Origin of the sequence: Halomonas sp. I1, from assembly GCF_032334135.1 — a bacterium.
In the GTDB taxonomy this organism is placed as follows: Bacteria; Pseudomonadota; Gammaproteobacteria; order Pseudomonadales; family Halomonadaceae; genus Halomonas.
Map to the genome: position 1 here is coordinate 438,981 of NZ_JAVXUS010000002.1, position 23,315 is coordinate 462,295.

The window sequence follows — 23,315 nt, forward strand, 5'->3', positions numbered from 1 at the left end:
CGCGACCTCCCGGGTGACACGCTATGCTGGTGGATATGGACACCACTCACGCCCAACAAGGACCCCAGGCATGATCGTTCGGCCCCAGCGCCGAGGAGGTGGCATCATGGCCATGCCGATGACGATCCGGGAGTATCTCCACGCCTGCGATATCGATTACGAGGAGGTCCCCCATCCACGCGCGGTCTCGACCAGCCGCATCGCCCGTGTCTCGCACGTCGAAGGCGACCAGTTGGCCAAGGCCGTCATGCTGCACGGCGATGCCGGCTATCGCGTTGCCGTGCTGCCCAGCGATCGCGATGCCGATCTGCAGCGACTCGAACAGCTTTTCCATGAAGAGCTGGAGCTGGCCACGGAGGAAGAGGTGCGCCACGAGTTCAGTGACTGCGACCCCGGAGCAGCCATTCCCGTGGGTCAGGCCTATGGACTGCAGGTCTATCTCGACGACCACCTGCGCCATCAGCCGGATGTCTATTTCGAGGCCGGCGACCACGAAACCCTGGTGCACATGAGCGGCGGCGAGTTCGACCGGCTGATGACCGGCAGCCAACACGGCGCGTTCAGCCGTTCCCGCTGAGAGGGTGTTTACAAAAGTCACGAGCGACGGCCAGACAAGGCGAAATTCGGCGAGAGCGCGGAGTTTAGCCCTACTAAATGAGCACTTCGAGCCGAATTTCAACGAGGTATGGTCGAGCGCAGTAATTTGTAAACACCCTCTGACGCGCTCGAGGCCGGGGCGCCCGCCCCGGCCTTGCTTCAACGAGCCGGCGTTGCCTCGATCACCAGGTTTCGCGGTGTCAGTTGACGTTCGCAGAAAGTACCGAGACGAACTCGAAAGCCGGCTTCCTCCATCAACCTGACGCGATCCAGTGCCAGCCAGACCTCCAGCGGACGTCGGAACAGATGACGCACGAGTTCGAGCCGGGTGACCTCACCCAGGCGCCGGACCCCTTCGGCTTCATAACGCGCCCAATCGAGACGGGCAGGCAGTGACAGACGCTTGCGTTCGGCCGCCCAGCGACAGAAACCGGCAAAGTCATCGGGCATGCGCCCATAGGCCAGGCTCGGCACCGGCAGGTAGGCATCCCGGCCCGAGACATCCCGCTGCAGCGCATCGAATCCCAGGCGCCAGGCATTGGCACGCTCGCGCTGACGACGAACCCCCGCCGGCGCGGTGACGGTTTCCTGAACCGCCATCGCCAGGTCATCGCGATGCATTCGCCAGCCCAGCTCGGCCATCTCGCGACGCCCCTGCTCGGACAAGGGGCGGTAGTGCTCCGCCTCGGTGCGCTGGTAACAGCAAGGTGCCAGGGTCACGGCAGTACCGCGCCGGGCCGCTCCTTCGAGCAGCCGGCCATGCAGGTCACCGCAGGCATGCAGCGCCATCACCCGCGTATTCGGCGTCAGCCAGCGGCTGGCCTCCTCGGCCAGCACGTCTTGCTGGTGAAGCTGCACCGCCACCTCCTGGCGCCGCGCCAGCTCGCCTCCGGCGCGACACAGCTCGGAGTGCCACTCCAGGGCCTCGACACCGATGCCATGCCAGCGCCCCACCCCGCGCGCCAGGTGGCCCTTGCCGGCGCACCACTCCACCAGATCGGCATCCGGCGTCACCAAAGGGGCGAAGGCTTGGATCTGGCGCCACTTGCGGCCACCGACGAAAGTGCCCCAGGCGTCGGGCAGTGTCGGCCCCGGCACCGCCAGATCGGGCAGGTTCACCAGCGAGGCCAGTTCGTCCACGGGTAGCCAGGCCGACAAGGGAGACGCCGCAAAGGGCTTGTCCTGCAACCGAGCGGCCTCGTCATCGGACAACCTTCTCAAGGCCTCTGCCATCGCTGGATACCGTGACGTCCAGGGCAACCGGCGATGCTGGAAAGGCAGTGGCTGCCATACCGACCGCCACTCGGCCAGCATGGCCCCCAGGTGCCGAAAGCGATGCTCATGGCTCGGCGTCATTCCGGCCTCTCAGATGGCATTGCGCAGCCCGAGCTCGTAAGGGTGGGGATCGAGGTAGGACTGGCCGCAAATGTAGGCCGAGCCGTGACGCTTCAGGTGATGGTTGAGCAAGCGCATCGGTACCGCCAGGGGCACCTGCTCCAGACGGTACTCTTCCACCGACTGGAGCAGGTCGCGACGCGTCTCGCCATCCAGTGAGCGCTTGAGATAACCCAGTACATGCAGCAAGGCGTTGGCATGCGTCTTGCGCGACGCGGGTTTCGACAGCGCCTCCATGAAAGTCGGCAGGTAATACGCCAGCGTCTCGTCCAGGGGACGTCGATGCGCCTCGGCCAGGTAGCGCCCCAGCTCGCGATAAGCTTCCACCCGATGCGCCATCAGCAGGAGCTTCTGACGGCTATGGAACTGCAGCAGGGCATGATGGCTGGGTGCCTCCTCGACATTGCGCTTCCAGTCGTCGAGAGCATAGACGCGCGTCATGAAGTTCTCGCGCAAGGCCGGGTCATTGAGCCTTGCCTCCTCTTCCAGCGGGAGCTCGGGGAAATGCTGGCGCAGTACGCGCACGAAGACGCCGGAATCGGCGTGGCTGGGCATGCCGTTCTCATGATAGACCTTGACCCGCTCGAGCCCGCAGCTGGGCGAGCCCTTCATCAGGATAAAGCCGCGCAGGTGACGATGCGCCTCGACGAAGGACTCGCCGACCCGCTCGATGCGCGCGGTCACATCCCGATCGGTCGTTTTCGTGCCCCTGGCGCGAGGCGTCTCCCCAGGCCGCCCCACCAGGCGAATCGGCTCGCGCGGCACGCCAAGCCCCGCCGCCAGCTCGGGACAGAAGGTCTCGAAACGCAGACAGTCCGCCAGCACATTCAGGCAATAGCGAGACCGCTTGTGACCGCCGTTGTAACGCACCTCCTCGCCGGTCAGGCAGGCACTGATGCCGACCGGGATGCCGGTATTCGCTGCAGAGGCGTGTGTTGCCATATGGCGCTCCTGTGGCAATGCTGTGCTTGATTACAGGATAACGCCGGGGTCCGTATATCGCGATTCCCGACTGGCCACCCAGCACCATCGTTCAGCAATTCGGCTCCTGCCGCTTTGCCCCGACCATCTGGCTCGATAGGCTGTCGTGGTCCTCCTTGCTTCAGGAATTCTCCATGCCACCTCGTCATCATGCCCTCCGTCTTGCCCGCTGCGTCGCTCCACTGCTCGTCGGCTTCACTTTGTTATCCGACGCCCAGGCAGCCCCCTGCCATGCCCCCGGACAGTGGCTGAACAATGCGGGAGCGCCCATTGCGACCGATGTCATGATGCGCGACCTGGCTGAACAGGCGGTGGTGATGCTCGGTGAACGGCATGATGAGACCGTCCACCATCGCTGGCAATTGCAGACACTGGCGGGGCTTCACGCCCTGCGCCCCGACATGGTGATCGGCCTGGAGATGCTGCCGCGCAAGGCGCAGCCAGTCCTGGACGACTGGGTCGCGGGAGAGTTGAACGAAGCGGCGTTCCTCGAGGCGAGTGACTGGTCCGGCGCCTGGGGCTACAACCCCGAATTGTATTGGCCGATCCTGCACTTCGCCCGCATGCAGGGCGTGCCGCTGAGGGCCTTGAATGTCCGCGCAGAGCTACGACGTCGCCTGGCGGAAGAGGATGGCTGGCACGCCGTACCGCCGGAAGACAGGTTCGGCATGACCGCCCCGGCACCGGCTTCACCGGCCTACCGCGCCGATCTCGCGGACGTCTTCGCCGCTCACGATCACGCTGCCGACGCCGGCGAAAAGGGGCTCGAGCGCTTCATCGATGCGCAACTGGTCTGGGACCGCGCCATGGCCAGTGGCCTGGCCGAGGCCACGGCAAACGACAGACTGGTGGTCGGGCTGATGGGACTTCGCCACCTCAGCGATGGACACGGAGTGCCCCATCAGCTCGACGACCTGGGCATCACCGAGCACCGCAGCCTTCTTCCACGGCGACTCGATGATGCCTGTCGGCCACCGCCCACCGGACGGGCGGATGGCTTTTTCATCCTCGATGAGCGGTGGGAAGAGGAGCAGGCAGCTCCCTGATACGAGGCACTACCCGTCACCTATCTCGGGCCGGAACCCGCAGGACAGCACGATCCGGTTCCAGCCATTGATGACCACCACCAGGGAGGTGAGGCTCAACTGCTCCTCCAGACTGAAGCTTGCCCTCACCCGGTCGCGAAGCGCCTGGTCGACGTCGCTCTCGGCCAGCAGGGTCAGCGCCTCCGTCCAGGCCAGCGCCGCGCGCTCACGCTCGCTGAAACCGGGTGACTCTCGCCAGGCCGGCAGCACGTCGAGACGTGCCTGCCGCTCGCCATCGCCACGCGCCTCCTCGGAATGCATCCGCTGGCAGAAGGCACAACCATTGAGCTGGGAGGCACGCAGGAAGACCAGGTGAATCAAGCCCGGTTCGATGCCCGCCGCCTGCACGGCCTCCTGGGTCGACTGGAGCCCTTGCACCAGCGCGGGCTGCAGGCGATAGAAATCGGCACGGGAAACATGCTCTTGCATGACGCACTCCTTTCGGGGAAATGGAGTGCCCAGCATGCGCGCGCGCCGAAATCACGCCTTGTAGATTTGCGCCAACTTGCGCCGACGATACTCACCCGGCGTCTCCCCGACATGGCGGCGAAAGCGATGGGTAAGGTGTGCCTGGTCGTGAAAGCCGCATGCCTGGGCGACCTGGCTGATCGATGGCTCGGCTCCCGACAACAGGGCCCTGGCGTGCTTGAGGCGTTGCAGCAGGTCCATCTGCGCGGGTGCCAACCCCACCTGGTCCCGAAAAGTCCGCTCGAGCGTTCGGCGGCTCAGCCCATGGTTGGCCACCACCCGGTCGATCCTGAAGCGCCCGTTGTCGATCAGCGGTAACAGCCGCTGCACATGACCGATCCTGGGTCCATTCGCCTCCGCCCTGGCGAGCAACCAGGCATCGACACGCGCCAGCCGCGCTTCCAGCGACAGCTCCGGCAGGCTGTCTCGCAATGCCTTCCCGTCATCCGGCGCCCACCTTTCCCATTGACCGGCATCGTCCAGTGCTTCCAGCGGCATGCCGAACAGTTGAAAGGCGCCACCAGGTCGAAACCGGATGCCCAGGGTAGCCCCCACGGTGGTGGCGCAGGCCGCCACCGTCCGCCGGGCAATGTCCCAGCCAGCGGACGGTGCCGTGGTATCAAGGTGCCTGAAAGTCAACGTGGCCCCGCCATCGGGGTAGAGCTTGTTGCGGGTCGGCGCATCCGGCGGCGGCCCTTGCACGAACCAGTAGTGGTCGACCCAAGGGCGCAGTGGCGGGGCCGGCAACAGACGATGGATGACGAGGCGCGGCAACACCAGCGGCGCCACGCCTTGCCTGGAAACTGGCTGCGGGGGCTCAACGGATTCTCGGGCAAGCATGCGAACTCCGCACAGTCAGTGACTCGACGACGTTGAACAGTGTAGCCCGGATACCCGTCGTCCTCGATAGACCTGGCCTGGGTGCAATGCAGCAAAAAAATCACCGAAAAGGGTTGATTAGCCGACTCAACAAATGGCGAACACTGTTTCTTTGGTGTAAAATCCGCCTCGTTTTTCGACCCTTTCCCCCTCCTACCTCAGGATGCTTCCGTCATGCTGACAAGCCATCGTTCCCCACACTGGCTCCGGCACAGCGCCCGGTGGCCAGGCTTTCTCGTGCTCGCGCTGTCGATCCTGCTGTTCAGCCCCTTCGCCCAGGCCGCTTCTGCCGGCGAGCTGGACCTGACCTATACCCTGCCCGGCTTCATCGCCGTCACCCTCTTTCTGGCCGCCTATGCCCTGGTGATGGCCGAAGAGAAACTGCACATGCGCAAGTCCAAGCCGGTACTGGTCGCCGCCGGCTTGATCTGGGGGCTGATCGGCTGGGTCTATGTCCAGTCCGGCCTGCCCGATGCCGCCGAGGAAGCCTTCAGCGACACTTTGCTGGAATACAGCGAGCTGTTGCTCTTCCTGCTGGTGGCCATGACCTACATCAACGCCATGGAAGAGCGCCGTGTCTTCGACAAGCTGCGCGCCTGGCTGGTGGAAAAGGGGTTCAGCTACCGTTCGCTGTTCTGGATCACCGGCATCCTCGCCTTCTGGATCTCGACCATCGCCAACAACCTCACCACCGCCATGCTGATGTGCGCCGTGGTGCTCAAGGTCGCCGAAGGCGACAAGCGCTTCATCAATCTCTGTTGTATCAATGTGGTCGTGGCCTCCAACGCCGGCGGCGCCTTCAGCCCCTTCGGCGATATCACCACCCTGATGGTCTGGCAGGCCAAGCTGGTCGAGTTCCAGGAGTTCTTCGAGCTGCTCGGCCCCTCGCTGGTGAACTACCTGGTGCCGGCCATCGTGATGAGCCTGTTCATCAAGAACCGCAAGCCGGCCGCCCTCGAGGAAGGCATCTGGCTCAAGCGCGGTGCTCGCCGCATCGTCTGCCTGTTCCTGCTGACGATCGTCATCTCGGTGCTTTGCCATACCGTGCTGCACCTGCCACCGGCGCTCGGCATGATGACGGGGCTGGGCTTTCTGCAGTTCTTCGGCTATTACCTGCGCCGCAGCCTGCCGCGCTCGCTGGAGCGCAAGCGCACCCGCTACAGTCAGCGTGGCGACTGGCGCAAGCTGGAGGCCCTGGGCAGCGTGGTGCCCTTCGATGTCTTCACCCGTGTCGCTCGCTCCGAGTGGGATACCCTGCTGTTCTTCTACGGTGTGGTGATGTCCGTGGGCGGCCTGGGCTTCATGGGCTACCTGAGCCTGCTCTCCGAGACCCTGTACACCGGTTGGGACCCCGTCTGGGCAAACATCGTGCTGGGCATGGTTTCGGCGGTGGTCGATAACATCCCGGTGATGTTCGCCGTCATCTCCATGGAGCCCGACATGTCCATGGGCAACTGGTTGCTGATCACCCTGACCGCTGGCGTGGGCGGCAGTCTGCTGTCGGTGGGCTCCGCTGCCGGCGTGGCCTTGATGGGCCAGGCGCGCGGTATCTACACCTTTGCCGGCCACATGCGCTGGGCCCCGGTCATCGCCCTGGGGTATGCGGCCAGCGTGGTGGTACACCTGTTGCTCAATGCAGACAGCTTCGCCGTCTTTCACTGATCCATCCCTTGCCCCTGCCCGGCGCCTCGCCGGGCAGGGGGCTGTTTTTCACGCCTCCTGCCTCTTCGCCCCCTGCCTGCTTCATTCCTCGTCGAGCCCGAGGCGCGCGTGCCATTCGGCAATGCTCTCGTCCGGATAGCCGGCGCAGCAGCGATCCATCTCCCGCGACTCGACCTCCCCCAGCTCGGCATGCTTTCCAGCATGAGATGCACCCGTTCGGGCGGTATCGGCAATTCGCTGTCGATGGCCGACGCGAAGGGATGCACGAGCTCCCGGGCCGAACGGCGTCGTGTTATGGTCGGACAGTTCATTCATCCATCAGGAGGTACCATGTCCCGCAAGATCTACTGCATCGCCGGTTTCAAGCCCAAGCCCGGCCATGAGGCGGCGGCCTTCGAGGCGTTGCAGGCACTGGAGCCCAACACGCATCGCGAGGATGGGTGCCTGCGCTATACCGTGACGCGGAAGATCGACAGCCCCTTCGCCCAGGGTGACAGCTACCCCATCGTCTTCCATGAAACCTGGGCCAGCCGCGAAGCCTTCGAGGCTCACTGCCAGCGCCGCGAGATTCAGGCCTTCTTCGAGACCCAGGTGGAATCGCCGGACGGCCTGATCGAGGATGCCAACGTCTGCGTCTACACTGACGAGCCGGCCGAGTTCGACGCCCCTCGCGTCTGAACGATTGCCGAAGCCCTCCCGACACCGGTCACGGACGCGCTTCGCGGCGAGACATGATCGGTCGCCATTCACTTCATGAGGTAATACCGATGCACAGGAATGCCAGCTCATCGCCGAGCGCCGCCGAGGTCCCCATGCATGGCACCAGGGGTGCGGGAGGTGTCCGGTGAGCGACGCCACGGTGATCCACGTCGAGGGCCTGTCGAAGGTCTATGACAGCGGCTTCCAGGCACTCAAGGGCATCGACCTCGAGATTCGGCGCGGCGAGATCTTCGCCCTGCTCGGCCCCAACGGCGCCGGCAAGACCACCCTGATCAGCGTGATCTGCGGACTGGTCAATGCCAGCGGCGGCAAGGTCCTGGTGGATGGCCACGACAATGTCCATGACTACCGCGAGGCCCGCTCGCGGATCGGCCTGGTACCGCAGGAGTTGACCGGCGAGGCCTTCTCCACGGTCTGGGACACGGTGAGCTTCAGCCGCGGCCTGTTCGGCAAGCCGGCCTCGCCCGTTCACATCGAGAAGGTCCTGCGCTCGCTGAGTCTCTGGGAGAAACGCCGCAGCAAGCTGATCACGCTCTCCGGCGGCATGAAGCGCCGCGTGCTGATCGCCAAGGCGCTGGCCCACGAGCCGCAGATCCTCTTTCTGGACGAGCCCACCGCCGGCGTCGACGTCGAGCTGCGACGCGACATGTGGGAGGTCGTGCGAAGCCTGCGCGAAAACGGCGTGACCATCATCCTCACCACGCATTACATCGAGGAAGCCGAGGAGATGGCCGACCGCATCGGCGTGATCCGTGCCGGCGAACTGGTGCTGGTGGAAGAGAAGCGCGAACTGATGCGCAAGCTCGGCAGCAAGGCGTTGACGCTTCACCTCAGCGAGCCGCTGACACGCATTCCCGACACCCTCGCCGGGCATGATCTGGCCCTCGAGGAAGACGGCCACGCCCTGGTCTATACCTACGACGCCGCTCGCCAGGGCGAAGGACAAGAAGAGCCCGCGGGCATCGCCGAACTGCTGGCCGACCTGGAAGCGGCCGGCATTCACTTCAAGGATCTCCACACTCGGCAGAGCTCCCTGGAGGAGATCTTCGTCAGCCTGGTTCGGGAGGGAACATGAACTGGAGATCCGTGAAGACCATCTATGTCGCCGAGATGGCCCGTAGCCTGCGCACCGTCCTGCAGAGCATCGTCTCGCCGGTCATCTCGACGTCGCTCTACTTCGTGGTGTTCGGCGCCGCCATCGGCACTCGCATCAGCGAAGTCGACGGTGTCAGCTACGGCGCCTTCATCGTGCCCGGCCTGATCATGCTGATGCTGCTCACTCAGAGTGTCTCCAATGCCTCCTTCGGCATCTTCTTCCCGCGCTTCACCGGCACCATCTACGAGATCCTCTCGGCACCGGTCTCCTATTTCGAGGTCGTGCTCGGCTTCGTCGGCGCGGCGGCCACCAAATCGGTGATCCTGGGGTTGATCGTGCTGGCCACGGCCAGCCTGTTCGTGCCCTTCAGCATCGCCCATCCGTTGATGATGCTGTTGTTTCTGGTGCTCACCTCCCTGACCTTCAGCCTGCTGGGCTTCATCATCGGCATCTGGGCCGACGGCTTCGAGAAGCTCCAGTTGGTGCCGCTGCTGGTGATCACGCCCCTGACGTTTCTGGGCGGGACCTTCTACTCCATCGACATGCTGCCTCCCGTCTGGCAGGTCGTCACCCTGGCCAATCCGGTGGTGTACCTGGTCAGCGGCTTCCGCTGGAGCTTCTATGGCATGGGGGATGTCAGCATCTGGGCCAGCCTGGGAATGATCGCGCTGTTCCTGGCGGTCTCGCTCGCCGTGGTGAACTGGATCTTTCGCAGCGGCTACCGGCTCAAGCCGTGACGTTCGGCGCGGGGCAGGCGAATGCGATATCATCGCCGCCCTCATCCGCGAGCCGCGAGGTCCCCATGCCGATCCTGCACAGCATCATCCATCGCATCGACAAGCGAGACGGCGAGAGCCCGGCCCGGGTCGTGCCCGCCTCGGGAGAGCTCGAGGCATCCGCCGCCCTCGACGACCTGCTGGCCAGCCTCAATGATGCCTATCATGCCAAGGCAAAGGGGTGGGGACGCTTCGGTGACGACACCGAAGCCAGCCTTCCCGGCGCCCTGGCACGCTATCTGGAGGGCGATCTCGCCTTCACCGAGCTGACACAAGAGCTGGCCAATGGCATCGCGCCCCTGGTCGACGATCACCTGCCGCTGGGCGGCCACCTGCTGGTCGTCGATCATCGCCAGGGCGAGGCACGCTACCTGATCATGGCCTTGCTCCACCATCGCGAAGGTTTCGGTATCGGCGAGCATCTGGAGATCCTGCCCAGCCGTCAACTCAACCTCTCCCAGATGACCCTCGGTGCGCGGCTCGATATCGGTCAATGGCGTGAAGGCAACGCCTCTCATCCCTATCTGTCCTATACCCGCGACCGTGGTGGTCGCAAGCTCGCCGATGCCTTCGCCGAGGTGCTGGGCGCCAGCGAGCCGCTCGATGCCACCCAGGAAACGCGTACCCTGCTCAAGGCCTTCAGCGATTACGTGGAAAACGAGGACCTTCCGGAGGAAACCAGCCGCGAAAAGACCGACGCCCTGATCGACTACGCCAGCGACCAGGCCAGCCGCGGCGAACCGATGACGCTGGAGGAACTCTCCGAACTGGTCGACGAGCAGCAGCCGAAGGCCTTTTACGAGCACATCCGCAACAGCGACTACGGTCTGGCCCCGGAGATTCCCCCGGACAAGCGGACGCTCAAGGCCTTCAAGCGCTTCACGGGACGCGCCGCCGGCGTCTCGATCAGCTTCGACTCGCACCTGCTGGGCGCCGCCGTGGAATACGACGAGGAAAACGACCGGCTGATCATCAAGCAGGTGCCCCAGGGGCTGCGCAAACAATTGAAGCGAGAGGAGTGAACTCGACGCTCGACGCTCGACGCTCGAAGCTCGAAGCTCGAAGCTCGAAACCCAAAGCATACGAGCGGCGAGATACGAGATACGAACCCCGAAAACCCAGCTCGTGGCTCGTGGCTCGTGGCTCGTGGCTCGTGGCTCGTGGCTCGACGCTCGAAGGTAGGGTCTAGCGTTCGCTGAGGGCGAGCTTAACTCCCAGCCCCACGAAAAGCCCGCCGAGCCCCTTCTCGAGCCAGGTGCCGAGGCGACGATGATCGCTCAGGGCACTCGCCAGCCGGGCGCCGAGGAACACCAGCGGCGGCTCGATCACTGCCGCAACCAGGATGATCAGGCCGCCGTGCAGGGCCAGCTGCAGGGCGGCCGGCCCTGCCCCGGGCACCACGAACTGCGGCAAAAAGGCCAGGAAGAACACCGCCACCTTGGGGTTCAGCACCGACACCAGCATGCCCTGACGGAAAATGGCGCCCGGGCGTGGCGTGTTCGGCACGGTGACGTCGGGCGCACTCTCATCGCCTCCGCGACGCCACAGGATCTGCAGCCCCAGCCACACCAGGTAGGCCGCCCCGACCCATTTCACCAGCGAGAACGCCAGCGCCGAAGTGGCCAGTACCGCCGAGAGCCCCAGCGCCGCCATGGCCACGTGCATTGCGGCACCGCTCCAGACGCCGAACATGGCGGCGACGCCGCCACGCCGCCCATGCCTGGCGGTCTGTCCGAGGATGAACGCCATATCGGGACCCGGCGACAGATTCAACAACACCGCGGTGGAGAGAAAGGCCATCCAGTGGGCCAGTGAATAGGTCAGCATGATGATGTGGCTCCTTTCCCTGAGACATCCATGAAGCAAGCATAACAGGGCTCTGTCGTCGCGTCCGACGAGGACGCCGGAGACGGCCCCGACCGATACCGGCAATGGCGCCGGAGACGACACGGCCTGTCGCGACATGTCGGGCAGACTGCCCCGAAATGATGCGCAGAGGCCGGCGACAGTGGCAAATTGGTGCGCCACAACATGAAAACGGCGGCCCAAGGCATGGACCGCCGTATGATCAAATTATCAACTTATTGTTTTTGTTTTATTTTTTCTATCCAGGCATGATTTTCGGATAGTAAAGGTGTGAGCTGGCGTGCTCCTCTTGTCCCCTTCGGGGGACATTTTTTTTGTCAGGCCATCGGGGCTGCCGATGTACCCGCTATGATCTCGTTGTTTGCGCTCATGAAACGTCATTCGCGCCGAGGCGACAATCCGACCTTGGTGGCAAACCGTCTTTCCCTTGACGCCTCTTGCAAGAACGATGGTATGGCATCACTAGTATTGCCCCGCTCATGACGGTTCAAGCGGGACATGACGCAACCGCCATGTTCCGCTACAGGGCTTGCGGCGGCCCCACCAGGCAGAAACCCGCGCTGCTCCAGTAGACGTCGCCACTCTCCAGCGGGGCCACCCTGCATCGAGCATATCGGCGAACGGAACGTGGGGCCGATGTCGCCTCGCCAGGCCAGTGCCGTCTTGATAGGAATCGGGTTGGTCTCGAGCATACAGCCACGCATCAGCGGTAACAGGCGATTGTGCAAGGCCCGCGCCTCGAGCCAACGCCCGACAAGCATCTCGTCGACGACTTCCTTTACCTCTTCCGGCAGCAAATTCGCAAGAGTGGAGATCAGTCCCGCCCCTCCCAGCGCCAGAATCGACAATGCCATGTCATCATTGCCTGACAGCACAGCGAAGTCCTTGGGAACGGCGGCCATCAGCGACAGAACATGGTCCATCTCGCTGTTGGCTTCTTTCATGCCGACGATATTCGCCACCCTGGCAAGCTCCAGGATGGTCGAGACCTCGAGATTCACCGCCGTACGGCCCTTGATGTTGTACAGCAGGACGGGAACCGACACGGCGGTAGCCACCGCCTCGAAATGCTGAATCAAGCCCGGCTGCGACGGCTTGCTGTAGTAGGGACAAGTGACCAGAAGTCCGTCGACCCCGGTCGCCTCCGCCATCTGCGCCTGCTGGATCGTGGACAGCGTATCGTTGCCTCCGACGCCGGCGATGACAGTGATGGCACTGCCCACTCGATCTCGCACGCGACACAGCAAGGACACTGCTTCGTCACCATGAACGGTCGGTGCTTCGCCGGTAGTACCAAGTATCACGAGTCCATCGATGCCGGCTGCCAGTTGCTTGTCCACCAACAGATCGAGCGCCGTCCAGTCGATCTGACCATCCCGCGTAAACGGCGTCACCAGCGCCGTGTATGTTCCCGAAAACCGCCACATCATGTTCGCCTCCGCTACGTCGTCAGTTGGATGCCGCCAGGGCGGCCATGCAGGTGTCCGATACGTTTCCGACGAAACGGAGACAGTGGTCAAATTTTGCGTCAAATATAGCCATTTTTATATTTTACTGTTATGTATATAACATGATTTCCATCACTGACGCCCTGAACCAGATCGTGCGTGCCAATCCATTGTTGGAATTCGGCTTCCGACACGGTCTGTTCAACTTGACGAAACTGGCCGCCTACTTGCGGCCCATGGTTGCCGCACGGGCAAAGAAAGATGTCCAGCCGACCGCCATCACCATGGCACTATCACGGCTGGGTCGAGATCGGGCACGACCGGCACCGGAACCTGCGCAATTCATCGTGGAGAATGTAACGATCCATTCCGGTCTCTCCGCGCGGAGCTATCCACGTAGCCATAGGCTTCACCAGCAATTGAACGAGTTCTATCGTCGCATCCACGACAACAACGACTTCTGCAACCTGACGCAGGGCATGCACGAACTAACCGTGATCTACGACTCGCGCCATGGCAGTGACCTGGACCATACCGTGCGCACGCAGCCGATCTACCAGAGCGAAGGGATAGCATCGATCAGTGTGCAGTTTGATGAGAACTACATCGACGTACCCGGACTTCTGTATCTGCTCCTACAGCGCGTGGCACTGCAGAACATCAATCTGATCGAAATCTCCTCCACCTATACGGAGGCGATGATCTTCGTCGCGGAAAACGACGCGAGGCTCGTCTTCGACACCTTGTTTGAAAGTTTCCTCACGCGCTCAGGTTCACCAGCCCCGGCGCATGAGCCGCGTTGCTAAAGTGAAGGCATGTCAACCGAACCATGCCCCCATGCATTGGCTCAACGGCTGGTCGATCCAGAGTCACCTCCCCCCGCCCATGGGAATCCCCTTCCTTTCAGTCAATCGCCAACGCCGAAAGATGTTCCAGCACTTATGGTCACACGACTCGTTAGCCCGCCATGCACCAGGCGGGTGCCATGCAGATCTTGTTGTCATTTATGCCAACATATGCGGCAAGCATCAGTTGACCGCGATATCTCATCAACACGGCGGAGAATCTCCATGCCCCTCCCTCGCCTCGGTTTCATCGGTATCGGCCTGATGGGCGATCCCATGTCACGGCGCCTGAGCGACGCCGGCTTCGATGTCACCCTCTGGAACCGCTCGCCCGAGAAGGCGGCCGCCGTGGCCGCCGAAAGCGGCGCACGGCTTGCCGATGATGTCGCCTCCCTGGTCGACCAGGTCGATGTGATCATGCTCTGCCTGGCCAACACCGAGGTCGTGCAGGCACTGGTGTTCGGCCCCGGCGGCCTGGCCGAGCATGGCCACCACGGCCAACTCGTGATCGACCTGTCCAGCAGCGACCCCGACGCCACCCGGCACATGGCCGATGCGCTCGCCGACCGTCGGGGGATGCGCTGGGTGGACGCCCCGGTCTCCGGCGGCGTAGTCGGCGCCGAGGCCGGCGAGCTCGCCATCATGTGCGGCGGCGAACGCGAAGACATCGACGCCGCCCGCCCTCTGCTCGAGCCGCTCGCCGCACGCATCACGCACATGGGACCGGTGGGCAGCGGCCAGGTGACCAAAGTCTGCAACCAGATGATCGTCGGCTGCCAGGCGGCGGTGATCGCCGAGGCGGTTGCCCTGGCCGAGACCAGCGGCGTCGATGCCTCGCGCCTTACCGAAGCGCTGGCCGGCGGTTTCGCCGACTCCACGCCGCTGCGCATCCTCGCCCCGCGCATGGCCGCCAGCGACTTCGCGTCCCCCGCCTGGCACCTGCGCACCCTGCTCAAGGATCTGGACATGGCCGTGGCCCAGGGCGGCCGGACCCTCAGCGCCACGCCCATGAGCGGCCTGGCCGCCCAGTTGATGCGAGCCCACGCCGCACAGGGCCATGGCGAGGACGACCCGGCTACGCTGGTCGAGACCTATCGCCGGCCCTAGGGTCTGTACGAAAAGTGGCTGCACTCGGTGATACGGTGTTGAATTCGGTCTCGCGCGCGAGTCCGATCAAAATGCTCATTTACTCCTTGTAAACTGCGCTTTCTCGACCGATTTCGCCTTGTGACCCACACGGATGTGGGAAATGCGCGGGCCCGTCAGGAACGGGCCTAGCCCTCACCTTCGCTCGCCGACTTTTCGTACAAGACCTGATATCGGCACGCGGCGATTGTCGGTGCCAGCCGCCTTACGTACACTCGTTTGAATTTCGACACCCCTTCATTCGAGGCGATTCATGGCGTTCGACAGTAGCTCAACCTATGTGGCCACCGAGGCCTTGAAACAGGCGGTCAACGCCGCCGTGACCCTGCAGCGGCCCCTGCTGATCAAGGGCGAACCCGGCACCGGCAAGACGCTGCTGGCCGAAGAGCTGGCGGCGTCGCTGGATACGCGACTGATCACCTGGCACATCAAGTCGACCACCAAGGCCGCCCAGGGGCTCTACGAATACGATGCCGTCAGCCGGCTGAGGGATTCGCAACTGGGCATCGAAGGCGTGGAGGACGTGGCCAACTACCTGCATCCCGGCAAGCTGTGGGAAGCCTTCACCAGCGACGAGCGTGTCGTCCTGCTGATCGACGAAATCGACAAGGCCGATATCGAGTTCCCCAACGACCTGCTCCAGGAACTCGACCGCATGGAATTCCACGTCTATGAGACCGGCGAGACCATTCGCGCCCGTCATCGCCCGGTGGTGGTGATCACCTCCAACAACGAGAAGGAGCTGCCCGATGCCTTCCTGCGTCGCTGCTTCTTCCATTACATCGACTTTCCCGACAAGCAGACGATGCAGTCCATCGTCGATGTGCACTTCCCCGAGATCGCCCCTCGGCTCGTCGGCCAGGCCCTCGAGGTCTTCTTCGAGCTGCGCGAGGCGCCGGGCCTCAAGAAGCGGCCCTCCACCTCCGAACTGGTCGACTGGCTGAAGCTGCTGATGGCCGACGAACTGGCTCAGGAGGCGCTCTATCAGCGCGACCCCGCACGCGCCCTTCCCCCGCTGGCCGGCGCCCTGGTCAAGAACGAGCAGGATACCCAGCTACTGGAACGGCTGGCCTTCATGATGCGCCGGCAAGGACGCTGATCCGCCATGTTCATCGGCCTGTTCGAGACCCTGCGGCGCTTCGAGGTGCCGGTATCGCTGCGCGAGCTGCTCGACCTGCATGCGGCGGTCGAGCAAGGCGTGGTCTTCGCCGACCTTCAGGACTTCTATCATCTCGCCCGCACCGTGCTGATCAAGGATGAGCGCCATTTCGATCGCTTCGATCGGGCGTTTTCCGCCTGGTACGAAGGCATTGAGGACCTGGCATCGGGCATCGAGGCACTGATTCCCGATGACTGGCTGCGCCGCGAGTTCGAAAAGCAGCTCTCCGACGAGGAGAAAGCGAAGATCGCGTCCCTGGGTGGCCTGGAAGCGCTGATCGACACCTTCAAGAAACGCCTGGAGGAGCAGCAAGAGCGACACGCGGGCGGCAACAAGTGGATCGGCACCGGTGGCACCAGCCCCTTCGGCGCCTATGGCTACAACCCCGAGGGCATTCGTATCGGCCAGGATGGCTCGCGTCATCGCCGAGCAACGAAGGTCTGGGACGAGCGGCACTTTCGCGACTACGACAACGACCGCGAGCTGGGCACGCGCAACATCAAGATGGCCTTGCGCCGACTGCGGCGCTTCGCCCGCCAGGGCGCGGCGGAGGAATTCGACGTCGACGCCACCATCCGCGATACCGCCCGGGACGCCGGCCTGCTCAACGTCCGGATGCGCCCCGAGCGCCGCAACGCCGTGAAGGTCCTGCTGCTGCTCGACGTCGGCGGCTCCATGGACGACCACATTCGTACCTGCGAGACCCTCTTCTCCGCCGCGCGCGCCGAGTTCAAGCACCTCGAGCACTTCTATTTCCACAACTGCCCCTACGAGGGCCTGTGGCGCAGCAATTCCACGTACCAGGCCCGGCGCCATGACGAGCGCATCCCGACCATGGACGTACTGCACACCTATGGCGCCGACTATCAGGTAGTGGTCGTCGGTGACGCCGCCATGTCGCCCTACGAGATCACCCATCCGGGCGGCAGTGTCGAGCATTTCAACGACGAGGCCGGCGCGGTATGGCTCTCACGGCTGACCCACGCCTTTCCCAGGCTCGTCTGGCTCAACCCCATGCCTCGGCGCTTCTGGGAGTTCACCCACTCCACCCAGTTGATCCGCGAAGCCATCGACGACCGCATGTACCCCATGACGCTGGGAGGGCTGGAAGACGCCATGACGGAGCTGGCCCGGTAAGCAATAGCCCCTATAGGCTATAAATAAAAAATATAGCCCTTAATGGTTATAAAATGGAAAAATAGCGTTTTCCGGCTATACTGTAGGCATGACATCACCCCGGCAAGCTTGCATGCCGGGTCAATCGCGGCACGATGATCGACTTGATCGCCAGGTCCACAGGTTTCGGAATCCCATCATGCCCCAACGCATCGCCGTCCTCACGGGCGATATCATCGACTCACGCCGCATCGCCGACAGTCGGCGCCTGCATGGCGTGCTCGACGATACCCTCGAGCACCTGGCCTCGCATCATGGCGGCCGCTACGAACGCTTTCGCGGCGACGGCTTCCAGCTTGCCATGCCGGCCGCCGAAGCGGCCCTGGACGCCGCCGTGGCACTGCGCGCGGCCCTGGTCATGCACGGCAAGACCCAACGCTGGGACGCCCGCGTGGCCGTCGCGGTCGGCGCCGATGCCTGGCAGCCCGATACGCCGCTGGCCGCCGCCGACGGACCGGTCTTCGTGGCCTCGGGCCAGGGCCTCGACGCCCTCGACGACGAAGCCCATCTCGCCCTGGCACTGGTCGACGCACCCGAAGATGCCGGCCTCGCCCTGCTGATCCGCTACGTCGATGAACTGATCGATGGCTGGTCCCGGCACGCCGCCGAGATCGCCCACCTGCGACTCTGGCACGATGAGTCCCAGCAGGCGCTGGCCGAGCGCCTGGGCATCCGCCAGCCCAGCGTCCACAAGCGTCTGCGCACCGCGCGCTGGGCGCTGCTGGCCGATACCCTGGCTTTCTTCCGTTCACGCCTGGCCAAGGAGGGCCCGTCATCATGACTGCCGCGACCGTCGCTACCCTGCTCGGCCTGGTGCTGGTGCATCTGGCCGGCGACTTTCTGCTCCAGCCTCGCCGCTGGGTGGAATCGCGCCAGGATCGCAAGGCACGCTCGGCGGCGCTCTACCTGCATGCCGGCCTGCATGGCGTACTGGTTCTGCTGGTCCTGCTGCTGGCCGGGGCCAGCATCGCCTTCACCCTGGCCGGCGCCCTGCTGGTCGCGGTTAGCCACTGGCTGATCGATCTGGGCAAGTCGCACCTGGACCCCGGCAAGCTGCACTGGTTCCTGCTCGACCAGGCCCTCCACCTGCTGGTGCTGCTCGGCCTGTGGCTGGTCTGGGTCGATGGCGCGGCCCCGCTGACGATGGCGCTGGCGTGGCTCACCCGACCCGAGACCCTGGGCCTGGCGGTGTCCTACCTGCTGGTCACCCGCCCCATGTCGCTGGCCATCGCGCTGGCCCTGCGCCCCTGGAGCCAAGACGTCATCGACCCCGGCACCCTGGTGGCCGCCGGTGCCCGCATCGGCATGCTCGAACGCCTGCTGGTACTGACCCTGGTGTTGCAGGACGAACTCGCCGCCGTGGGCTTTCTGCTCACCGCCAAATCGGTACTGCGTTATGGCGACCTGCGCGAGCGCAAGGACCGCAAGCTCACCGAATACGTGCTACTGGGCACCCTGCTGAGCATCGCCACGACCCTGATCCTCGGGTTGCTGGTGCGCTCGCTGCTGTGGGGCGGCTGACCCATGAGCCTGCGACGCCTTTCCGGCCTCCTGCGGTGGTCCCTGTTGGTGTCGAGCATTCTGCTGTCGACCGCTCTGCTGACGGCCTGCAGCGGGTCCGGCACGCCGGATCCCGGCTACCGGCTCGATCACGACTACCCGGCCCGCGCCCATGACAGCCGGGTGCAGCAGCTCATCCTGCACTATACCGACGAGAACGCGCCCAACTCCCTGGCCATCCTGACCGGCCCCAGGGTCAGCAGCCACTACCTGCTGCCGGTGCCATCACCACGCGGCGAGCGTCGCGTCTATCAGCTGGTCGACGAGTCGCGCCGGGCCTGGCATGCCGGTGCCAGTCGCTGGCGCGGGCAGAGCGGCCTCAACGCCACCTCCATCGGCATCGAGATCGTCAATGACGGCCCCGAACTCGATGCCGCCACTCTGTCCCGCCGGCTGGCAGACAAGGACGCCGAGCCGCCACGCTGGGCGCCCTATCCCGACGCCCAGGTCGAGACACTGATCGCCCTGCTCCGCGACATCGTCGAGCGACACGACATCGCGCCCGAGAATATCCTCGGCCATGCCGACATCGCCCCCGAACGCAAGATCGACCCCGGCCCGGCCTTTCCCTGGCAGCGGCTGCACGAGGCAGGCATCGGCGCCTGGCCCGATGCCGACAAGGTGGCGCATTATCGCCGCCGTTTCGCCGAGCGACCGCCCGACCTGGCAACCCTGCAGGCGGCGCTGGCCGAATGGGGCTATGCGCTCGCCCCGAGCGGAAGACTCGACGAGCGCACCCGCGACGTGTTGCGCGCCTTCCAGATGCACTTTCGTCCGGCCGACTACCGGGGGCTGCCGGACGTCGAGAGCGCCGCGCGACTCTGGGCGCTGCTGGCGACCTATCGCCCCGAGGCCCTCGAACGACTGGACACGCCGACACGGATGAACGACGTCAATCCGTGAGAGGGTCGCTGTCGCGCGGATAGTGAATCACGTTGTGAAAGCGGGTCGGTGTCGCGGCAGCATTGCGATAGGCGTGGGGGCGGTCGGCCGCGAAGCGCAGCCCCTCGCCCGGCGCCAGCCGCTGCCAGTCGTCGTCCAGGCGCATATCGAGCTCGCCTTCGATCACCACCAGGTGTTCCACCACCCCCGGCGCATGGGGGGCCGACTCGCTGACCGCCCCCGGCGCCAAGGTGATCACGAACAGCTCGAAACTGAGTAACGGATCGAAGGGGAACAGCGGCTCCACCTGCATGCCGGCGGCGTCTTCCCCCCAGGCCGCCTCGGCGCCATGACGCACTCTTTCCGAGGCCGCTGCGCCACCGACCAGCAGACTGGAAAAGGACACCCGAAACCCGCTGGCGAGCTTCCACAGCGTGGCCACCGTGGGGCTGGATTCGCCGCGCTCGATCTGTCCCAGCATGGCCTTGCTGACGCCGGTCTCCCGCGCGGTACGATCCAGGCTCCAGCCCTGCTGCTGACGCAGCAACCGCAGCGTCGCCGCAATATGTCGGCCAATATCGTCCATTCGATTCCACCCCTCATACGTCTCGGCCCGCCACTCGTCGCTCGGATTGTACGCGATAACGCACGATGCTATCTTGCCGAACTCGTCCAGGACGTGCGCTATAACGCACATCCATCCATGAGAGCCTCGAACCATGCCCAGCCCTCACTCGACAAGCCGGCTTGCACCGCTCGGCGACATCACGCTTTCCACCCTGACGGCGGGGTTCATCGCCGTGCTGATCGGCTATACCAGCTCGGCGGTGATCATCTTCCAGGCCGCCGAGGCGGCCGGGGCCAGCCAGGCGCAGATCGGCTCCTGGATGTGGGCGCTGGGCATCGGCTCGGGGCTGACCACCATCGTCTTCTCGTGGCGCTACCGCATGCCGCTGCTCACCGCCTGGTCGACGCCCGGCGCGGCCCTGCTGGCCACCAGCCTGCCCGGCGTGGCCATGAGCGACGCCATCGGCGCCTTCCTGTTCTCGGCACTGTTGATCACCCTGTGCGGCGTGACCGGCCTGTTCGAACGCCTGATGCATCGCCTGCCCCGCGCCCTGGCCTCGGCACTGCTGGCCGGCGTGCTGCTGCGCTTCGGGCTCGACCTGTTCATGGCCATGGAGCACGACCTGATTCTGCCTCTGGCAATGTGTCTCGCCTATCTCGCGGGCAAGCGCTTCTGGCCGCGCTACGCCATCCCGATGGTGCTGGCCGTCGGCATCGCCATGGCACTGTTCGAGGGTTCGCTGCATCTGGGCGAGGTCACGCCCGCCCTGGCCAGCCCGGACTTCATCATGCCGAGCTTTTCGCTCTCCGCGATAATCGGCGTGGGCGTGCCGCTGTTCGTGGTCACCATGGCCTCCCAGAACCTGCCCGGCATCGCCGCCATCCGCGCCGCCGGCTATGCCCCGCCGATCTCGCCGTTGATCGGCGGTACCGGTGTCACCACCCTGGCACTGGCCCCGTTCGGCGGCTTCGCGCTCAACCTGGCGGCGATCAGCGCGGCGGTCTGCCAGGGGCCCGAGGCCCATGCCGATCCCGCGCGCCGTTATACTGCCGGGATCGCCGCCGGCGGCTTCTATCTGTTGCTCGGCCTGTTCGGCGCCACCGTCACCTCGCTGTTCGCCGCCTTCCCGGCCGAACTGGTGATGGCCGTGGCCGGACTCGCCCTGCTGCCGACCCTCGGCGGGGGCCTGGCCGACGCCCTGGGGGATCCCGAGCATCGCGATGCCGCCCTGGTCACCTTCCTCATCACCGCCTCGGGCATCGCGCTGGCCGGCATCGGCGCCGCCTTCTGGGGCCTGGTGGGCGGCCTCGTCACCCTCTGGGTACTGCGCCGCCGAGCCTGACGAATGTCGCCGGCTCGGCAGGAGACGTCGTCGCGGCGATGGGCAGCCCGGCGCCGGCCTGATAGGGTCATGACAGCAAAGCAGCGCTGACGCGCCGTCCGAGCGATACCCGACATCGTCGACGAGAAATGCCATGCCAACACCACGACTGACGACATGCCAAGGGACGGACATTGTCCCTTACCTGGAAGATCTCGCGAGCCTGCGCATCCGCGTCTTCCGCGACTACCCCTACCTGTATGATGGCGACCCGGCCTACGAAGCCGACTATCTCAAGCGCTACGCTGACAACCCGCGCAGCCTCTTCGTGCTGGCCCTGGACGGCGAACGCCTGGTCGGCGCCTCCACCGCCCAGCCCCTGGCCGATGAGTTGGAGGAGTTCCGCGCGCCCTTCGAGCGGGCCGGCTACCGGGTCGAGGACGTCTTCTACTATGGCGAGTCGGTCCTGCTGCCCGACTATCGCGGCACCGGGCTCGGCCATGCCTTCATGGATGCCCGGGAACGACACGCCGCCGCGGCCGGCTTCGCTCTCGTCGCCTTCTGCGCCGTGGAGCGACCGGATGACCACCCGCGTCGTCCGGCCGATTATCGCCCCCTGCACGACTTCTGGCAGGGTCGGGGCTACCGACGGATGCCCGAACTCGCCACGACCTTCGCCTGGAAGGACCTCGACGACACCGAGGAGACCGACAAGCCCATGGTGTTCTGGCTCAGAGAGACCCCGGCATGAGCGATGCCATCCTCCGCGTGGCCACGGCTCAGTACCCCATCGAGGCCTTCGATGATATCGCGGCCTTCCGCGCCAAGGCCGCCCGCTGGGTGCATGACGCCGCGAGCCGGGGCGCCGAGCTGCTGGTGTTTCCGGAATACGGCGGCATGGAGCTGACCTCCTTGCTGCCCGACGCCGAGCGCGACGACCTCCAGGCCCAGTTGCACGGCCTGCAGCCCTGGCGCGAGGCCTTCCACGACACCTGGCGGCAACTCGCCCTCGCCCATGGCGTGACCCTGCTTGCCCCCTCCCTGCCCTGGCAACGCGAGGACGGCTGTTTCGTCAATCGCGCCTGGCTGTTCACTCCCGACGGCGGCGCCGACTGTCAGGACAAGCAGTTGATGACGCGGTTCGAAGCCAATGAATGGGGTATCTCGCCGGGCGAAGGCCTGCGCGTATTCGACACCCCGGCGGGACGTCTCGGTGTCCTGATCTGCTACGACAGCGAGTTCCCGCTGCTCGCGCGGGCGCAGATCGAGGCCGGGGCCGACCTGCTGCTGGTGCCCAGCTGCACCGACACCCAGGCCGGCTACCAGCGCGTCAGGCTCAGCGCCCAGGCCCGGGCCATCGAACAGCAGGTGGCAGTGATCCACTCGCCCACCGTGGGCGAGGCATTGTGGTCACCGGCGGTGGATATCAACATCGGCCATGCCGCCGTCTACACGCCTTGCGACCGCGGCTTCCCACCGGACGGCATCCTGGTGAAGAGCACCGACGCCACCCCGGGCTGGCAATTCGCCACGCTCGACCTCGGCGCCATCGCCGCCCTTCGCGAGCGCGGCCAGGTCGACAACCACGCCGACTGGACGCGTCAGCTCGAGCGACTCGAGTCAGGCGTACACTAATCATTATCTAAAAAGTCGACGAGCGCCGGTTGAGCTAAGTCCGAGCTTTT

General features: G+C 64.9%; 25 protein-coding genes. 17 read left to right on the forward strand and 8 right to left on the reverse strand.

Annotated features, from left to right (window positions below; all coding sequences use genetic code 11):
* Positions 1 to 70: 70 nt before the first annotated feature.
* A complete protein-coding gene (locus RSO41_RS04985) occupies positions 71 to 577 on the forward strand; it encodes a YbaK/EbsC family protein (RefSeq protein ID WP_315617963.1) in 507 nt (168 codons plus the stop codon).
* Positions 578 to 756: 179 nt separating this feature from the next.
* Here RSO41_RS04985 and RSO41_RS04990 read toward each other — a convergent pair whose 3' ends face one another.
* Both RSO41_RS04990 and RSO41_RS04995 read right to left on the reverse strand, forming a co-directional pair.
* Positions 757 to 1,953: a methyltransferase gene (locus RSO41_RS04990; protein ID WP_315617964.1), complete on the reverse strand. Its 1,197-nt coding sequence runs from the start codon at positions 1,951 to 1,953 to the stop codon at positions 757 to 759.
* A 9-nt stretch (positions 1,954 to 1,962) separates the two neighbouring features.
* A complete protein-coding gene (locus RSO41_RS04995; protein ID WP_315617965.1) occupies positions 1,963 to 2,934 on the reverse strand; it encodes a DUF523 and DUF1722 domain-containing protein in 972 nt (323 codons plus the stop codon).
* Between the two features lie 173 nt (positions 2,935 to 3,107).
* Between RSO41_RS04995 and RSO41_RS05000 the strand changes: the two genes are divergently transcribed.
* Entirely contained in the window at positions 3,108 to 4,019 is a 912-nt protein-coding gene (locus RSO41_RS05000; protein ID WP_315617966.1) for a ChaN family lipoprotein, read from the forward strand.
* Positions 4,020 to 4,028: 9 nt separating this feature from the next.
* On the opposite strand, the gene RSO41_RS05005 is transcribed toward RSO41_RS05000, so the two are convergent.
* A complete protein-coding gene (locus RSO41_RS05005) occupies positions 4,029 to 4,487 on the reverse strand; it encodes a carboxymuconolactone decarboxylase family protein (protein ID WP_315617967.1) in 459 nt (152 codons plus the stop codon).
* A 51-nt stretch (positions 4,488 to 4,538) separates the two neighbouring features.
* On the reverse strand, positions 4,539 to 5,366 hold the full coding sequence (locus tag RSO41_RS05010) for an AraC family transcriptional regulator (RefSeq protein WP_315617968.1): 828 nt from the start codon (positions 5,364 to 5,366) through the stop codon (positions 4,539 to 4,541).
* Positions 5,367 to 5,579: 213 nt separating this feature from the next.
* Here RSO41_RS05010 and nhaD point away from each other — a divergent pair, with 213 nt between their 5' ends.
* A complete protein-coding gene (gene nhaD / locus RSO41_RS05015) occupies positions 5,580 to 7,067 on the forward strand; it encodes a sodium:proton antiporter NhaD (protein WP_315617969.1) in 1,488 nt (495 codons plus the stop codon).
* An 81-nt stretch (positions 7,068 to 7,148) separates the two neighbouring features.
* On the opposite strand, the gene RSO41_RS05020 is transcribed toward nhaD, so the two are convergent.
* Entirely contained in the window at positions 7,149 to 7,382 is a 234-nt protein-coding gene (locus RSO41_RS05020) for a hypothetical protein (RefSeq protein WP_315617970.1), read from the reverse strand.
* A gap of 15 nt (positions 7,383 to 7,397) precedes the next feature.
* On the opposite strand from RSO41_RS05020, the gene RSO41_RS05025 reads away from it, so the two are divergent.
* From RSO41_RS05025 to RSO41_RS05040, 4 genes are all read left to right on the forward strand, one after another.
* Entirely contained in the window at positions 7,398 to 7,745 is a 348-nt protein-coding gene (locus RSO41_RS05025; RefSeq protein ID WP_315617971.1) for a putative quinol monooxygenase, read from the forward strand.
* 166 nt (positions 7,746 to 7,911) lie between these two features.
* The gene (locus tag RSO41_RS05030; RefSeq protein ID WP_315617972.1) at positions 7,912 to 8,862 is read left to right on the forward strand and encodes an ABC transporter ATP-binding protein; all 951 of its coding nucleotides are present in this window, start codon (positions 7,912 to 7,914) and stop codon (positions 8,860 to 8,862) included.
* Entirely contained in the window at positions 8,859 to 9,620 is a 762-nt protein-coding gene (locus tag RSO41_RS05035) for an ABC transporter permease (protein WP_315617973.1), read from the forward strand. Before RSO41_RS05030 ends, RSO41_RS05035 begins: the two co-directional genes overlap by 4 nt.
* 65 nt (positions 9,621 to 9,685) lie before the next feature.
* A complete protein-coding gene (locus RSO41_RS05040) occupies positions 9,686 to 10,681 on the forward strand; it encodes a nucleoid-associated protein (protein ID WP_315617974.1) in 996 nt (331 codons plus the stop codon).
* A gap of 163 nt (positions 10,682 to 10,844) precedes the next feature.
* Here RSO41_RS05040 and RSO41_RS05045 read toward each other — a convergent pair whose 3' ends face one another.
* Positions 10,845 to 11,486, reverse strand: coding sequence for a LysE family translocator (locus RSO41_RS05045; protein ID WP_315617975.1), 642 nt, complete (start codon positions 11,484 to 11,486; stop codon positions 10,845 to 10,847).
* 416 nt (positions 11,487 to 11,902) lie between these two features.
* Positions 11,903 to 12,955 (reverse strand): 4-hydroxy-tetrahydrodipicolinate synthase, encoded by a 1,053-nt coding sequence (gene dapA, locus RSO41_RS05050; RefSeq protein WP_315617976.1) that lies wholly within the window; start codon positions 12,953 to 12,955, stop codon positions 11,903 to 11,905.
* 140 nt (positions 12,956 to 13,095) lie between these two features.
* Between dapA and RSO41_RS05055 the strand changes: the two genes are divergently transcribed.
* The 7 genes from RSO41_RS05055 to RSO41_RS05085 all read left to right on the forward strand — a co-directional run bounded on the left by RSO41_RS05055 (position 13,096) and on the right by RSO41_RS05085 (position 19,762).
* Positions 13,096 to 13,779 carry a hypothetical protein gene (locus RSO41_RS05055; protein ID WP_315617977.1) on the forward strand — a complete coding sequence of 228 codons (684 nt, stop codon included), beginning with the start codon at positions 13,096 to 13,098 and terminating at the stop codon, positions 13,777 to 13,779.
* A gap of 264 nt (positions 13,780 to 14,043) precedes the next feature.
* Positions 14,044 to 14,925, forward strand: a complete 882-nt coding sequence (locus RSO41_RS05060) for an NAD(P)-dependent oxidoreductase (RefSeq protein ID WP_315617978.1) — start codon at positions 14,044 to 14,046, stop codon at positions 14,923 to 14,925.
* A 292-nt stretch (positions 14,926 to 15,217) separates the two neighbouring features.
* A complete protein-coding gene (locus RSO41_RS05065) occupies positions 15,218 to 16,063 on the forward strand; it encodes a MoxR family ATPase (RefSeq protein ID WP_315617979.1) in 846 nt (281 codons plus the stop codon).
* Positions 16,064 to 16,069: 6 nt separating this feature from the next.
* Positions 16,070 to 17,260, forward strand: coding sequence for a vWA domain-containing protein (locus tag RSO41_RS05070; RefSeq protein ID WP_315617980.1), 1,191 nt, complete (start codon positions 16,070 to 16,072; stop codon positions 17,258 to 17,260).
* Positions 17,261 to 17,438: 178 nt separating this feature from the next.
* The gene (locus RSO41_RS05075; RefSeq protein WP_315617981.1) at positions 17,439 to 18,080 is read left to right on the forward strand and encodes a hypothetical protein; all 642 of its coding nucleotides are present in this window, start codon (positions 17,439 to 17,441) and stop codon (positions 18,078 to 18,080) included.
* Complete coding sequence (locus RSO41_RS05080; protein WP_315617982.1) at positions 18,077 to 18,820, forward strand: DUF3307 domain-containing protein; 744 nt, start codon at positions 18,077 to 18,079, stop codon at positions 18,818 to 18,820. Before RSO41_RS05075 ends, RSO41_RS05080 begins: the two co-directional genes overlap by 4 nt.
* Positions 18,821 to 18,823: 3 nt before the next feature.
* Positions 18,824 to 19,762: an N-acetylmuramoyl-L-alanine amidase gene (locus RSO41_RS05085; RefSeq protein WP_315617983.1), complete on the forward strand. Its 939-nt coding sequence runs from the start codon at positions 18,824 to 18,826 to the stop codon at positions 19,760 to 19,762.
* Here RSO41_RS05085 and RSO41_RS05090 read toward each other — a convergent pair.
* Positions 19,752 to 20,327, reverse strand: a complete 576-nt coding sequence (locus RSO41_RS05090) for a helix-turn-helix domain-containing protein (protein WP_315617984.1) — start codon at positions 20,325 to 20,327, stop codon at positions 19,752 to 19,754. The two genes, RSO41_RS05085 and RSO41_RS05090, sit on opposite strands and share 11 nt — an antisense overlap.
* Positions 20,328 to 20,460: 133 nt before the next feature.
* On the opposite strand from RSO41_RS05090, the gene RSO41_RS05095 reads away from it, so the two are divergent.
* The 3 genes from RSO41_RS05095 to RSO41_RS05105 all read left to right on the forward strand — a co-directional run bounded on the left by RSO41_RS05095 (position 20,461) and on the right by RSO41_RS05105 (position 23,265).
* Positions 20,461 to 21,651: a benzoate/H(+) symporter BenE family transporter gene (locus tag RSO41_RS05095; protein WP_275288620.1), complete on the forward strand. Its 1,191-nt coding sequence runs from the start codon at positions 20,461 to 20,463 to the stop codon at positions 21,649 to 21,651.
* Between the two features lie 133 nt (positions 21,652 to 21,784).
* Positions 21,785 to 22,381, forward strand: a complete 597-nt coding sequence (locus RSO41_RS05100) for a GNAT family N-acetyltransferase (RefSeq protein ID WP_315617985.1) — start codon at positions 21,785 to 21,787, stop codon at positions 22,379 to 22,381.
* Positions 22,378 to 23,265, forward strand: a complete 888-nt coding sequence (locus RSO41_RS05105; protein WP_315617986.1) for a carbon-nitrogen hydrolase family protein — start codon at positions 22,378 to 22,380, stop codon at positions 23,263 to 23,265. Before RSO41_RS05100 ends, RSO41_RS05105 begins: the two co-directional genes overlap by 4 nt.
* Positions 23,266 to 23,315: the final 50 nt, after the last annotated feature.

Excerpts from the sequence above, each read along its gene's own strand:
- RSO41_RS04985 (WP_315617963.1), top strand. The coding sequence starts at position 71 with ATGATCGTTCGGCCCCAGCGCCGAGGAGGTGGCATCATGGCCATGCCG.
- RSO41_RS04990 (WP_315617964.1), bottom strand. The coding sequence starts at position 1,953 with ATGACGCCGAGCCATGAGCATCGCTTTCGGCACCTGGGGGCCATGCTG.
- RSO41_RS04995 (WP_315617965.1), bottom strand. The coding sequence starts at position 2,934 with ATGGCAACACACGCCTCTGCAGCGAATACCGGCATCCCGGTCGGCATC.
- RSO41_RS05000 (WP_315617966.1), top strand. The coding sequence starts at position 3,108 with ATGCCACCTCGTCATCATGCCCTCCGTCTTGCCCGCTGCGTCGCTCCA.
- RSO41_RS05005 (WP_315617967.1), bottom strand. The coding sequence starts at position 4,487 with ATGCAAGAGCATGTTTCCCGTGCCGATTTCTATCGCCTGCAGCCCGCG.
- RSO41_RS05010 (WP_315617968.1), bottom strand. The coding sequence starts at position 5,366 with ATGCTTGCCCGAGAATCCGTTGAGCCCCCGCAGCCAGTTTCCAGGCAA.
- nhaD (WP_315617969.1), top strand. The coding sequence starts at position 5,580 with ATGCTGACAAGCCATCGTTCCCCACACTGGCTCCGGCACAGCGCCCGG.
- RSO41_RS05020 (WP_315617970.1), bottom strand. The coding sequence starts at position 7,382 with ATGAATGAACTGTCCGACCATAACACGACGCCGTTCGGCCCGGGAGCT.
- RSO41_RS05025 (WP_315617971.1), top strand. The coding sequence starts at position 7,398 with ATGTCCCGCAAGATCTACTGCATCGCCGGTTTCAAGCCCAAGCCCGGC.
- RSO41_RS05035 (WP_315617973.1), top strand. The coding sequence starts at position 8,859 with ATGAACTGGAGATCCGTGAAGACCATCTATGTCGCCGAGATGGCCCGT.
- RSO41_RS05040 (WP_315617974.1), top strand. The coding sequence starts at position 9,686 with ATGCCGATCCTGCACAGCATCATCCATCGCATCGACAAGCGAGACGGC.
- RSO41_RS05045 (WP_315617975.1), bottom strand. The coding sequence starts at position 11,486 with ATGCTGACCTATTCACTGGCCCACTGGATGGCCTTTCTCTCCACCGCG.
- dapA (WP_315617976.1), bottom strand. The coding sequence starts at position 12,955 with ATGATGTGGCGGTTTTCGGGAACATACACGGCGCTGGTGACGCCGTTT.
- RSO41_RS05055 (WP_315617977.1), top strand. The coding sequence starts at position 13,096 with ATGATTTCCATCACTGACGCCCTGAACCAGATCGTGCGTGCCAATCCA.
- RSO41_RS05060 (WP_315617978.1), top strand. The coding sequence starts at position 14,044 with ATGCCCCTCCCTCGCCTCGGTTTCATCGGTATCGGCCTGATGGGCGAT.
- RSO41_RS05065 (WP_315617979.1), top strand. The coding sequence starts at position 15,218 with ATGGCGTTCGACAGTAGCTCAACCTATGTGGCCACCGAGGCCTTGAAA.
- RSO41_RS05070 (WP_315617980.1), top strand. The coding sequence starts at position 16,070 with ATGTTCATCGGCCTGTTCGAGACCCTGCGGCGCTTCGAGGTGCCGGTA.
- RSO41_RS05075 (WP_315617981.1), top strand. The coding sequence starts at position 17,439 with ATGCCCCAACGCATCGCCGTCCTCACGGGCGATATCATCGACTCACGC.
- RSO41_RS05080 (WP_315617982.1), top strand. The coding sequence starts at position 18,077 with ATGACTGCCGCGACCGTCGCTACCCTGCTCGGCCTGGTGCTGGTGCAT.
- RSO41_RS05085 (WP_315617983.1), top strand. The coding sequence starts at position 18,824 with ATGAGCCTGCGACGCCTTTCCGGCCTCCTGCGGTGGTCCCTGTTGGTG.
- RSO41_RS05090 (WP_315617984.1), bottom strand. The coding sequence starts at position 20,327 with ATGGACGATATTGGCCGACATATTGCGGCGACGCTGCGGTTGCTGCGT.
- RSO41_RS05095 (WP_275288620.1), top strand. The coding sequence starts at position 20,461 with ATGCCCAGCCCTCACTCGACAAGCCGGCTTGCACCGCTCGGCGACATC.
- RSO41_RS05100 (WP_315617985.1), top strand. The coding sequence starts at position 21,785 with ATGCCAACACCACGACTGACGACATGCCAAGGGACGGACATTGTCCCT.
- RSO41_RS05105 (WP_315617986.1), top strand. The coding sequence starts at position 22,378 with ATGAGCGATGCCATCCTCCGCGTGGCCACGGCTCAGTACCCCATCGAG.